Source organism: Pseudophaeobacter sp. EL27, from assembly GCF_900313025.1.
In the GTDB taxonomy this organism is placed as follows: Bacteria; Pseudomonadota; Alphaproteobacteria; order Rhodobacterales; family Rhodobacteraceae; genus Pseudophaeobacter.
The window spans coordinates 414,353-426,425 of sequence record NZ_OMPQ01000013.1 but is presented as its reverse complement, the minus strand read 5'-3'; the positions used below and the strand labels follow the sequence as shown (position 1 = coordinate 426,425).

Annotated in this window: 13 protein-coding genes; 12 read left to right on the top strand and 1 reads right to left on the bottom strand. The window is 59.5% G+C overall.

All coding sequences use genetic code 11. The annotated features are described in order from the left end of the window. The first annotated feature begins 28 nt into the window (after positions 1-28). On the top strand, positions 29-370 hold the full coding sequence (locus ED661_RS17155; RefSeq protein ID WP_122075353.1) for a thiamine-binding protein: 342 nt from the start codon (positions 29-31) through the stop codon (positions 368-370). A gap of 56 nt (positions 371-426) precedes the next feature. On the opposite strand, the gene ED661_RS17150 is transcribed toward ED661_RS17155, so the two are convergent. After that, positions 427-1,608 carry an NAD(P)/FAD-dependent oxidoreductase gene (locus ED661_RS17150; protein ID WP_122075351.1) on the bottom strand — a complete coding sequence of 394 codons (1,182 nt, stop codon included), beginning with the start codon at positions 1,606-1,608 and terminating at the stop codon, positions 427-429. A gap of 177 nt (positions 1,609-1,785) precedes the next feature. Between ED661_RS17150 and ftsW the strand changes: the two genes are divergently transcribed. The 11 genes from ftsW to ftsA all read left to right on the top strand — a co-directional run bounded on the left by ftsW (position 1,786) and on the right by ftsA (position 12,023). Continuing rightward, positions 1,786-2,955, top strand: coding sequence for a putative lipid II flippase FtsW (gene ftsW / locus ED661_RS17145; RefSeq protein ID WP_122075349.1), 1,170 nt, complete (start codon positions 1,786-1,788; stop codon positions 2,953-2,955). A gap of 73 nt (positions 2,956-3,028) precedes the next feature. Beyond that, positions 3,029-4,120 (top strand): UDP-N-acetylglucosamine--N-acetylmuramyl-(pentapeptide) pyrophosphoryl-undecaprenol N-acetylglucosamine transferase, encoded by a 1,092-nt coding sequence (locus ED661_RS17140; protein WP_122075347.1) that lies wholly within the window; start codon positions 3,029-3,031, stop codon positions 4,118-4,120. 2 nt (positions 4,121-4,122) lie between these two features. Then, on the top strand, positions 4,123-5,535 hold the full coding sequence (gene murC / locus ED661_RS17135; RefSeq protein WP_122075345.1) for a UDP-N-acetylmuramate--L-alanine ligase: 1,413 nt from the start codon (positions 4,123-4,125) through the stop codon (positions 5,533-5,535). A 30-nt stretch (positions 5,536-5,565) separates the two neighbouring features. Continuing rightward, positions 5,566-6,789, top strand: a complete 1,224-nt coding sequence (locus tag ED661_RS17130; protein WP_122075343.1) for an APC family permease — start codon at positions 5,566-5,568, stop codon at positions 6,787-6,789. After that, positions 6,786-7,031: a DUF2484 family protein gene (locus ED661_RS17125; protein WP_122075341.1), complete on the top strand. Its 246-nt coding sequence runs from the start codon at positions 6,786-6,788 to the stop codon at positions 7,029-7,031. The genes ED661_RS17130 and ED661_RS17125 overlap by 4 nt, the downstream gene beginning before the upstream one ends. Next, complete coding sequence (locus ED661_RS17120) at positions 7,028-7,297, top strand: DUF2484 family protein (protein ID WP_122075339.1); 270 nt, start codon at positions 7,028-7,030, stop codon at positions 7,295-7,297. Before ED661_RS17125 ends, ED661_RS17120 begins: the two co-directional genes overlap by 4 nt. 2 nt (positions 7,298-7,299) lie before the next feature. Continuing rightward, positions 7,300-7,593, top strand: coding sequence for a hypothetical protein (locus ED661_RS17115; RefSeq protein WP_122075338.1), 294 nt, complete (start codon positions 7,300-7,302; stop codon positions 7,591-7,593). 2 nt (positions 7,594-7,595) lie between these two features. Beyond that, positions 7,596-8,546, top strand: a complete 951-nt coding sequence (murB, locus tag ED661_RS17110; RefSeq protein WP_122075510.1) for a UDP-N-acetylmuramate dehydrogenase — start codon at positions 7,596-7,598, stop codon at positions 8,544-8,546. A gap of 342 nt (positions 8,547-8,888) precedes the next feature. After that, positions 8,889-9,809, top strand: coding sequence for a D-alanine--D-alanine ligase (locus ED661_RS17105; RefSeq protein WP_122075336.1), 921 nt, complete (start codon positions 8,889-8,891; stop codon positions 9,807-9,809). Further along, the gene (locus tag ED661_RS17100) at positions 9,797-10,687 is read left to right on the top strand and encodes a cell division protein FtsQ/DivIB (protein WP_122075334.1); all 891 of its coding nucleotides are present in this window, start codon (positions 9,797-9,799) and stop codon (positions 10,685-10,687) included. The genes ED661_RS17105 and ED661_RS17100 overlap by 13 nt, the downstream gene beginning before the upstream one ends. Before the next feature lies 1 nt (position 10,688). Next, positions 10,689-12,023 (top strand): cell division protein FtsA, encoded by a 1,335-nt coding sequence (gene ftsA, locus ED661_RS17095; RefSeq protein WP_122075332.1) that lies wholly within the window; start codon positions 10,689-10,691, stop codon positions 12,021-12,023. Positions 12,024-12,073: the final 50 nt, after the last annotated feature.

Here is a 12,073-nt window from a genome sequence, read left to right as displayed (position 1 = left end):
AATTTTTGAGATCAGATCGGAATTTGGCATGTCAGAAACAGAAACCAGCCCCCGCACCGTCATGCTGGCCTTTCAGGTGATCCCACGGTTGCGCAGCGGCAATAATTTTGAGGTGGTTGATAAGGCCATTGAGGTGGTGAAGGCTGCAGGTGTTCCGTTTCAGGTGGGCGCCATGGAGACCACCATGAAGGGGGAGCTGGATCATCTATTGGGTGTGGTGAAGGCGGCGGAACAGGCCTGTCTGGATGCCGGCGCCCTGGAAGTCATCACCAATATCAAAATCCATACAACGACAGCCGCGGCCACCGATACCTTCTGCACCTATGACCGTGGGGTCACGCCCAACAACAAGGTCTTTATTGATAGCTGAAGGGGCTCAGGTCTGGTGCTGGCTTTGCCGCGCACTCGACCTATCACCCGGTGCGCCTAGAGCTTTGAGGCAATCGCTGAACCGGCGGCATGGCCCGAGGCCCAGGCCCATTGGAAGTTATAGCCACCGAGCCAGCCAGTCACATCGACCGCCTCGCCGATGGCAAAAAGACCGGGCTGCGATTTCGCCTGCATGGTCTTGGACGACAGCGCATCTGTGTCGATGCCGCCCAGGGTGACCTCGGCGGTGCGATAGCCCTCGGAGCCACCGGGGGTGAGGTGCCAGTTTTGCAACGCGCTACACAGGTCCTGCAGGGCGCTGTCAGATTGATCGGCCAAACGGCCGGTGATGTTGAACTCCTTGGCCAGAAACTCCACCAGTCGACCGGGCAGGTGGCGGGCGATCTCGTTTGTCAGGGCGCGGCGTCCCTGGGTCTGGCGTTGATCGCGGAGCAGGGTAAACAGATCGGTCTGCGGGATCAGGTTGACGCTGATCTCCTCGCCCTCATGCCAATAGGAAGAGAGCTGCAGCACCGATGGGCCGGAAAGGCCACGGTGGGTGAACAAAAGCGCCTCATCAAAACTGGTCCGCGCATTGGAGACGCGTGCGGGCAGGGCAGTGCCGGCCAGGGCGGTGAAACGCCCTTCGGGGAACGTGAAGGGCACCAAGCCGGGGCGGGTGTCAATCAGGGGCAGGTCAAATTGGCGGGCAATGTCATAGGCCAGACCGGTTGCACCCATTTTGGGGATGCTTTTGCCGCCGGTGGCCAGGACCAGGTTTTTGCAACGGATCTTCTGCGGCTTGCCATCGCGAAGCAGGGTCAAATGGTACTGGTCGCCCTCAAATCGTACCGCCTCTACCGAGGTTTGCAGCCAGAGCTGAGCGCCTGCCTTGGTCAGCTCATCCACCAGCATGGCGACGATCTGCTTGGCTGATCCGTCACAAAACAGCTGGCCAAGGGTCTTTTCATGCCAGGTGATGCCATATCGATCGACCAGTGAGATGAAGTCCCATTGAGTATAGCGGGCGAGAGCGGATTTGCAGAAATGCGGGTTCTGCGACAGGTAATTCTCTGGGGTCACATCCAGATTGGTGAAGTTGCTGCGCCCGCCGCCAGAGATACGAATTTTCTCACCCGGGGATTTGGCGTGGTCAATCACCAGGCAGTCGCCGCCCGCATGGGCTGCGCACATCATGCCAGCGGCGCCAGCGCCTAGAATCACGGTGTTCATAAACATGGGGTGCATCGACCATGGATGCCTCTGCGGCGCAAGAGGGCAGGCATTGCAGCGCCTTCTTGCGATTTCCTGCCCGTTAACCATTCAAAGGCTGGCTTGGGCGGCGGTTTGCGGTTACTCTGCCTGCAATGACCCCGAAAACGGGGCTGATTTTGAGGCAAGACTGGCGGTAATCCAATGACTGAGATGGTCTATGGAGCGGTTCCTGTACCCACAGGTGAACCGATCCTTCCCAAATGGTGGCGGACTTTGGACAAGTGGTCCATGTCCTGCATTCTGACGCTTTTTGTGTTGGGCCTGCTATTGGGGCTGGCGGCTTCGGTGCCCCTGGCCGAGCGCAACGGGTTTGATAATTTCCACTATGTGCAGCGGCAAGCGATTTTTGGCTGTACTGCCCTGATGGCGATGATCCTGACCTCGATGATGTCGCCGCAATTGGTGCGCCGTCTGGCGGTTGTTGGTTTTGCCTGTGCTTTTTTGGCCTTGGCCTTGCTGCCCATTCTGGGCACTGATTTTGGCAAAGGCGCGGTGCGCTGGTACTCGCTTGGCTTTGCGTCCTTGCAGCCCTCAGAATTCCTGAAGCCCGGTTTTGTTGTGGTTGCGGCCTGGATGATTTCCTCGAGCCAGCAAATCAATGGTCCTCCCGGTACCTTGATTTCCTTTGGGATTTGTATGGCCGTGGTGATGATGCTGGTGCTGCAGCCCGATTTTGGCCAGGCCTGTCTGATCCTGTTTGGCTGGGGCGTGATGTATTTTGTGGCGGGCGCGCCGATGCTGCTGCTTGTTGGTATGGCCTGTGTGGTGGTTCTGGGCGGTGTTGTTGCCTATTCCAATTCCGAACATTTTGCCCGCCGTATTGATGGCTTTCTCAACCCTGAAATCGATCCCACCACTCAGATGGGCTATGCCACCAATGCGATCCGCGAAGGCGGGCTGTTTGGAGTTGGTGTTGGTGAGGGTCAGGTGAAGTGGTCCCTGCCGGATGCCCACACGGATTTCATCGTCGCTGTCGCCGCCGAGGAATACGGGCTGATCCTGGTACTGGTCCTGATCGGGCTCTATGCCATGGTGGTGGTGCGCTCGCTGTTTCGGCTGATGCGTGAACGCGATACCTTCATTCGTCTGGCGGGCACGGGCCTGGTCTGTATGTTTGGTGTGCAGGCCATGATCAACATGGGCGTGGCCGTGCGCTTGCTTCCCGCCAAAGGCATGACGCTGCCCTTTGTCAGCTACGGCGGGTCTTCGCTGATTGCCGGGGGGATTGCCCTGGGGATGCTCTTGTCTTTTACCCGCGCAAGGCCGCAGGGTGAGATCGCCGATTTCCTGCGTGGCCGCGGGCGCGGCTGAGCCCCTAAGACCTAAAACTACTGGCCCCGGAGTGATCACGGGGGCCAGACCCAAGCAAAGAAGCGCGATTGATATGACACAGAAACTGCTCTTGATGGCGGCCGGTGGCACCGGTGGACATATGTTTCCCGCCCAGGCCCTGGCCGAGGCGATGCTACGCAAGGGCTGGCGGGTGAAGCTGTCAACGGATGCGCGCGGCGCCCGCTATACTGGCGGCTTTCCCCATACCACCGAGATCACTGAAGTGTCCTCTGCCACCTTTGCCCGTGGCGGGTTGCTGGCCAAGGCCATGGTGGCGCCCAAGATTGCTGGCGGTGTGCTGTCGATGGCCTGGCAGATGCGCCGTGATCGTCCTGACGCAGTGATTGGCTTTGGCGGCTATCCGTCGATCCCCGCTCTGGGCGCGGCGACCCTGCTGAAGCTGCCGCGGATGATCCATGAACAAAACGGTGTGCTGGGGCGGGTGAACCAATTGTTTTCTACCCGCGTCGCCGGGGTTGCCTGTGGCACATGGCCGACCGATCTGCCGGACACCGTGCCACATGAACATGTGGGCAATCCAGTGCGCGCCGCGGTGATGGAACGCGCAGGTGCAGGGTATATCGAGCCGGGCGCCTACCCGATGTCGATCCTGGTGATGGGCGGCAGCCAGGGCGCGCGGATCCTGTCGGATGTTGTGCCTGCGGCCATTGCAGCGCTGCCACAAAAGATCCGCCAATATCTGCGGGTCTCGCATCAGGCCCGCGATGAGGACATGGAGCGTGTCAGCGCCTTTTATGCCGAACAGGGCATTTCGGCGGATGTGCAGCCCTTCTTCAACGATGTGCCCGCGCGCATGTCCGAAGCCCAACTGGTGATTTCCCGGGCCGGTGCCTCATCGGTGGCGGATATCAGCGTCATTGGCCGCCCCTCCATTCTGGTGCCCTATGCGGCAGCGACTGGCGATCACCAGACCGCCAATGCCCGTGGGCTGGTCGATGTCGGCGGTGCCATTCTGATCCCCGAAAGCGCCCTTGACGCCGCCGCGTTAAGCGCGCAAATCGAGGCAGTTTTGAGTAACCCGCAGGCGGCCATGCAGATGTCGCTTGCCGCATTAAGCGCCGGTGTTCCCGATGCCACCGAGAGATTGGTGGCTCTGGTCGAGCAACTGGCTGAGGAAGGATAAGTATGAACCCTGCAACCAAACTGCCCGGTGACGTAGGCCCCATCCATTTTGTTGGCATTGGCGGCATTGGCATGTCCGGCATCGCCGAAGTGCTGCTGAACCTGGGCTATGTGGTGCAGGGTTCCGACCTGAAATCCTCTAAAATCACCCAGCGGCTGGAAGAACTGGGCGCGCTGGTCTTTGTCGGGCAAAAGGCGAAAAACCTGGCTGAGGCTGAGGTGGTTGTGATCTCTTCAGCCATCAAACCCGGCAACCCCGAGCTGGACGAGGCCCGCCGTCGTGGCCTGCCGGTGGTGCGCCGGGCAGAGATGCTGGCAGAGCTGATGCGGTTGAAATCCAATATCGCCATTGGCGGCACCCATGGCAAAACCACCACCACCACCATGATGGCCGAGCTGATGGTACACGGCAAGTTCGACCCGACCGTGGTCAATGGCGGCATTATCCATGCCTATGGTTCCAATGCCCGCATGGGGCAGGGGGAATGGATGGTGGTCGAGGCCGACGAGAGCGACGGCACCTTCAACCGCCTGCCCGCCACCATTGCGGTGGTCACCAATATCGACCCCGAGCACATGGAGCACTGGGGTGATTTTGACAGACTACGGGATGGGTTCCACGAGTTTGTCTCCAATATCCCCTTTTACGGCGTGGCGGTCTGTTGCACCGATCACGCCGAGGTTCAGGCTCTGGTCGGTCGGATCTCCGATCGTCGGGTTGTGACCTATGGCTTTAATGCTCAGGCTGACGTGCGTGCGACCAATCTGACCTATAAGGCAGGTGTGGCGCATTTTGATATCCACCTTCAGTCGGAAGACATGGTGATCGAAGGGTGCAGCCTGCCAATGCCCGGCGATCACAATGTGTCCAACGCCCTGTCCGCTGTGGCCGTGGCCCGGCACCTGGGCATGAACACCAGTGAAATCCGCGAGGCCCTGGCCAATTTTGGCGGCGTCAATCGCCGCTTTACCAAGGTGGGCGAGGTTGATGGCGTCACCATAATCGACGACTATGGCCATCACCCAGTGGAGATTGCCGCGGTGCTGAAAGCTGCGCGCCAAGCCATTGCTGACACCCCGGGAGCGCGGGTTATTGCAGTGCATCAGCCGCATCGCTATTCGCGCCTGTCAGATCTGTTTGAAGATTTCTGCGCCTGTTTCAACGAGGCAGATGTGGTCGCCATCGCCGAAGTCTTTGCTGCGGGTGAGGATCCTATTCCCGGCGCCAGCCGCGATGATCTGGTCGCGGGAATGATCCGCCATGGCCACCGTCACGCACGTGCGCTGCTGGATGAGGATGATCTGGAACGCCTGGTGCGCGAGCAGGCGCGCCCTGGTGATATGGTTGTCTGCCTTGGGGCCGGGACCATCAGCGCCTGGGCCAATGGTCTGCCAGATCGATTGCAGAAAAAGTGACCCTTTACTAGAGCAAAGGAAATCTCTCCCATGAGCCAGTCCAGCAGCGAACATCTGAAGCGTCGCATCGGATTAGGTCTTTTGACCGCCTATGGGATTGGCGTCATGGTGGGGGCCGGAATTTATGTTCTGGTGGGGGCTGTAGCAGGGGAAGCGGGAGTGCTGGCACCGCTGGCTTTCTTACTGGCCGGGGTGATCGCAGCACCGACGGCGCTGTCCTATGCTGAATTTTCCTCTCGCCTGCCCGAAGCCGCCGGGGAGGCTGCCTATGTGGGGCAGGGCTTCAACTCAAAGAAATTTGCCGTTTTTGTCGGGCTCGCCGTGGTGCTGGCAGGGACGGTCTCTGCCGGGGCGGTGCTGCGCGGTGGTGCTGGCTATTTTGCCGCCGCCACAGGCCTGGGCTCGGAGATTGCCATTGTTGGCATGGGCGTCGCGTTGATCTTGGTTGCCATCGTCGGTGTGCTCGAAAGTTTTGCCCTGGTGGCTGTCTTTACCCTGATCGAGGTTCTGGGCCTGGCCCTGGTGGTCTGGGCGGGGTTTTCTACCTCCGCCAGTCCGGATTGGCTTGCCGCCCCGGATCTGACCCAGTCCCTCGTGACGCCGGGTGTGGCCACGGGGATTGCCTTTGGTGCGGTACTGGCTTTTTTTGCCTTCATCGGTTTTGAAGATATCGTCAATATGGCTGAGGAAGTGCGCGACCCAATCCGCGTTTTGCCCAAAGCAATTGTCATTTCTCTGGCTGTGACCTCGGTGATCTATGCGCTGGTCTGCTGGGCCGCGGTAAGGACGGTGCCACTCGAGGCATTGGCCGGATCGCAAAGCCCGCTGGCGCTGGTCTGGCAGCAGTCCCAGGGGGGCAATGCGCGCTTTTTGTCCGCTATTGCGGTCTTTGCGGCCCTAAATGGGGTGTTGGCGCAGATCGTCATGGCGTCGCGTGTGCTCTACGGATTGGGAGGCCGGACCACCGGCTTGGCCGCCTTTCGTCATGCTCATCCGCGATTTGGCACCCCAGTGCGTGCCACTGTGCTCATTGGTCTCGCCGTTCTCGTTGTGGCCTATTGGTTGCCGGTTGCCCAGCTGGCCGAGGCGACCTCAACAACGCTGCTCTCTGTCTTTGTTTTGGTGAACCTGGCCCTCATTCTGCAAAAACGCCGCCAGCCCGAGGCACCGTTTCAGGTACCAATGGCGGTTCCTGTGGTGGGGTTGCTGCTGTCACTACTGGCGCTTGGCACCGCTATTGGGGGCTGGATGTGAGCCTGATCGCCGGCATTTTTTGGGTTCTGGCCACCACGGCCGTGGCCATGCTGCCGGTTGAACGGCACTTTGTGCCCGGTCGCATCCTGCTGTTTCTGGCACCGGTGCTGCTGATCTGGATGGGAATTGAACTGGGCTGGATGGCCGTGGCCTTTGGCCTGTTTGCCATTGCATCGATGTACCGCCGGCCGGTCAAATATTACTGGGCTAAGTGGCGCCAACCAAAGGAGGGGTCGCAATGACTTTGTCACTGACCATGGCTGCGGTTTGGGCGCTGCTGGCCAATCTTCTGGCCATGCTCCCCAGCAAGGATAATCACTGGCGCCGTGCCTATATCTTGATCGCAATTGGCATCCCATTGCTGGGCTATGTGGTCTATGAAAACGGCCCCTGGTGGGGGTTGGGCGTGCTCTGTGCCGGGATGAGCGTGCTGCGTTGGCCGCTGGTCTATCTGGGGCGCTGGCTGCGCGGTTTGGGCGCTTCGACTTTTGGAGATAAAGGGGACTAGTCATGTTTTGGCTTGGCTTGTCTTTGGTCATCGGCGCATTGCTCGGACTGGCGGGAAAGGCCCGGTGGTTCTTCGCTCTTTTCGCCGGGGTAACGCTCCTTTTTGGTGGGTTTGGGCTTTACGATTACTACGTCACGGTTTTACCAAACATGGAAATGGGAGGGAGTGATGATGGGACCAGAATAGGATTCGCTTTTGCAACTACTTTCCTTTCTGTCGCTTGGCTTGCAACTTTGATCGCCTTCTGCTTTGGCCTGCTGGTCAATACTTTCTTGCGCTTTATGGACTGGCTATGAACATGTCTGAACCCAAAACTGAAAATATGCCATCTGTACGCGGCAAACTGACCCCCAATCGCGCCCTGTCTGATCTGACCTGGCTGCGGGTTGGCGGTGCGGCTGACTACCTGTTTCAGCCTGCCGATGTCGAGGATCTGCAACATTTCCTGGCCGAGGTTCCGGCGGATCTGACGGTCTTTCCCATGGGGGTTGGCTCTAATCTCATCGTACGCGATGGGGGCTTGCGTGCGGTTGTCATTCGATTGGGGCGAGGCTTTAACACGATCTCGATCGAGGGTGATCTGGTCACAGTGGGTGCAGCGGTGCTGGATGCCCATGTGGCGCGCAAGGCTGCTGACGCGGGCCTGGACCTGACATTCCTGCGCACCATTCCCGGCTCTATTGGCGGCGCGGTGCGAATGAATGCCGGCTGCTATGGCAGTTATATCGCGGATCACTTTGTCTCGGCCCAGGTTGTTGCCCGTGATGGCACCCTGCACGAGATCAGCGCAGATGACTTGCAATTCCAATATCGCCAGACCGCCCTACCTGAGGGCGCGGTGCTGGTTTCGGCCACCCTGCGTGCCAGCAATGGCGCGCCAGAGGCGCTGCATGCCCGCATGGAAGCGCAGCTGATAAAACGTGATGAGACTCAGCCCACCAAAGAGCGCTCTGCCGGGTCGACCTTTCGCAATCCTGCCGGGTTTTCCTCGACGGGCCGGGTGGATGATGTGCAGGATCTGAAGGCCTGGAAAGTGATTGACGACGCCGGAATGCGCGGCGCCAAGGTCGGGGGCGCCCAGATGAGCGAGAAACACTCCAACTTTATGATCAACACGGGTGGCGCAACTGCCGCAGATCTGGAAACTTTGGGTGAAGATGTCAGAAAAAAGGTTTACGCCAATTCCGGCATAGAGCTAGAATGGGAAATCATGAGGGTCGGAGAACCCCTGTTAGAGCAGCAAGATTGACGTCGTAACATTCGAAAACATACCACCTTTTCAAACCATTACCGGTTTGGTCTGGGGGGATTTTTCGCCGTTGTGGCGTGGCAGGGATCAAAAGCGATCTTAAACATGGTAAAGGTACTGTTAATAACCCGGTAAGACTTGCGGCGTTATGATGGCACCAAGGTCCCCGCGTTGCGCGGGGTTTGACCCTTTCTACGACCTAGGCAGTCGTTGGCAGGGATGAGATTTCAGGAGCTATTCAGCTCCAACAGACGGCGGGCAACGACCCGATAATAAAGTGGGCCCGTTTTGTGGGGCTCCAATAACCAAGGGCGAAAAGCCCGATAATTTTGAGGCGCTATCGTGGGTGAGTCGAGCAGAGCACTCCCGAAAGTGGCGGTACTATTGGGCGGGCCCTCAGCCGAACGAGAGGTCTCTCTGTCCAGTGGGCGTGAATGCGCAGCCGCACTACGGGGCGAAGGATATGACGTGGTAGAGCTGGACGCGGGTCCGGATCTTTACGCACAGCTTTTGACTGCCAAACCAGATGTGGTTTTTAACGCCCTGCATGGCCGCTGGGGTGAAGACGGCTGCGTGCAGGGACTGCTGGAATGGATGGGTCTGCCCTATACGCATTCCGGTGTCTTGGCCTCAGCCCTGGCGATGGATAAACAGCGGAGCAAAATGGTGTTCCATGAGGCGGGTCTGCCGATCATGGAAAGCGGTCTTTATGCCAAAGAGGCGGTGATGGCTGATCATGTCATGCCCCCCCCCTATGTGGTAAAGCCCAACAACGAGGGTTCCAGCGTTGGCATCTATCTGGTGCATGAGGCCGCCAATGGCCCTCCAGCCCTATCCGCCGATATGCCCGATGAGGTCTTGGTTGAGGCCTTTGCGCCGGGACGTGAGCTCAGCATCTCGGTGCTTGGTGACGCGGCGCTTGAGGTGACCGATATCCTGACCGATGGCTGGTACGACTATGACGCCAAATACAAGGCTGGTGGGTCGCGTCACGTGATCCCGGCTGATATTCCCAGCGATATCCGCGATCTGTGCCGCGACTATGCGCTGCGCGCGCATCGCGCTCTTGGCTGCCGCGGATTGAGCCGCACTGACATTCGCTGGGACGAGAGCAAAGGCGCTGAGGGTTTGATCCTGTTGGAAACAAACAACCAGCCCGGCATGACACCTACATCGCTGGCCCCGGAACAGGCGGCCCATTGCGGCGTGCCCTTTGGCGCGCTCTGTGCCTTGTTGGTGGAGGATGCATCATGCGGGCGCTGAAGGATCGGATCACCGGCAAGAAAAACCAGGCGGACCCGGCGCCATCGCGCCTGAAGTACCGGTTGCAACGCTGGATGTTGACCCCCGGCATTCGCTTTGGGCTGAAATTTGGCGTGCCGCTTTGTCTTATGGTCGCTGCGGGCGGTGCTTTCCTGGCGGATGAGACGCGGCGCCATATGGTGCACGACACTCTCTTGTCTCTGCGGGCGGCAATCGAAGAACGGCCCGAGTTCATGGTCAATGTCATGGCGATTGATGGGGCGGGTGCCTCGGTGGCGCAGGATGTACGCGAGGTGGTGCCGCTTGATTTCCCGATGAGCTCCTTTGATCTCGATCTGGCGCAGATCCGCACTCAGGTGGAGAGCCTTGCACCGGTAAAGGCCGCAAATGTGCGTATTCGCCCTGGCGGGATTTTACAGATCGACGTCGAGGAACGCAGCCCGGCGATGATCTGGCGCAACCACGAAGGTCTGGCTCTGTTGGACGAGACCGGCGCCCATGTGGCCGAGTTGGGTCGGCGGGCCATGCATCCGGACTTGCCGCTGATTGCCGGGGAGTCGGCGGATCTTATGGCGGCTGAGGCGCTGGACCTGATTGCAACCGCGCGACCTCTTGGCGGGCGTTTGCGCGGCTTGGTCCGCATAGGTGAGCGCCGCTGGGATGTGGTTCTGGACCGCAGGCAACGCATTATGTTGCCGCAGGACAGGCCGGTTCAGGCGCTGGAGCGGGTGATTGTGGTAAGCGAAGTACAGGATCTGCTGGAGCGCGATGTCGCTGTGGTGGATATGCGGATTGCGGCGAGGCCGACGGTTCGAATGACGGAGAATGCAGTGGAAAACTGGTGGCGCATCAGAGAATTGAACGAAGGTGGATTGTAAGATGACGGATCTTTATCAGTCCCAGCGCGCGATGCGGCAGATGCGCCGTCAGGCGATGCAACGCGGTGTGGTGGCCATTCTGGATATTGGCAGTTCAAAAATTGCCTGTCTGGTGCTGCGCTTTGATGGCTCCAACCGCCTCAGCGAGGATAACTCCATTGGCTCTTTGGCAGGGCAATCCGGGTTTCGGGTAATTGGCGCGGCCACCACGCGGTCACGCGGGGTGCAGTTTGGCGAAATCACCGCCATGCAAGAGACCGAGCGGGCTATCCGTACCGCCGTACAGGCGGCGCAAAAGATGGCCGGCGTCCGGGTGGATCATGTGATTGCCAGCTTCTCTGGCGCCAATCCGCGTTCTTACGGGTTGGATGCACAGTTGGAACTGGACGGCCAAGAGGTCTCTGAAGCGGAAATCGCGCAGGTGCTGGCCGCCTGTGAGGTGCCGGAATATGGCGTGGGGCGTGAAGTGCTGCATGCGCAGCCGGTGAACTTTGCCCTGGATAATCGCTCAGGCCTTGCGGATCCGCGCGGGCAGCTGGGGCAGACCCTGGCGGTGGACATGCATATGCTGACGGTGGATACCGGCACGGTGCAGAACCTGGTGCGCTGCATTCAGCGCTGTGATCTGGAACTGGCCGGGATTGCCTCCTCTGCCTATGCCTCCGGCTATGCGGCGCTTGTTGAGGACGAGCAAGAGCTGGGCGCGGCCTGTATTGATATGGGCGGTGGCTCCACCTCGATTTCGGTCTTTATGAAAAAACACATGATCTATGCCGATGCGGTGCGCATGGGTGGTGATCACATCACCAGTGACATCTCCATGGGGCTGGGCGTCCCCATGGCCAATGCCGAGCGGATCAAGACCTTTTGTGGTGGCGTTCATGCGACCGGGGTGGATGACCGGGACATGATCGACATCGGTGGCGATACGGGAGATTGGGAACATGACCGCCGCACTGTCAGCCGTGCAGAACTGATTGGCATCATGCGTCCCCGTGTCGAGGAAATCCTCGAGGAGGTGCGCACGCGGCTTGATGCCGCCGGATTCGAATACCTTCCAAGCCAACAGATCGTTCTCACCGGCGGCTCCAGCCAGATCTTGGGGCTGGATGGATTGGCCAGCCGTATTCTGGGCCAGCAAGTGCGTCTGGGTCGGCCCCTGCGCGTCCACGGTCTGCCACAATCTGCCACCGGACCCGGCTTTGCTGCGGCTGTCGGGCTGAGCCTCTTTGCGGCCCATCCGCAGGACGAGTGGTGGGATTTTGAAACGCCAGTTGACCGTCATTCCTCCCGTTCACTCAGCCGCGCAGTGCGCTGGTTTCGGGATAATTGGTAACAGCCGTAAAAAAATATCCCCAGCCTGTGGAAAACTTGGGATGAGCCGGG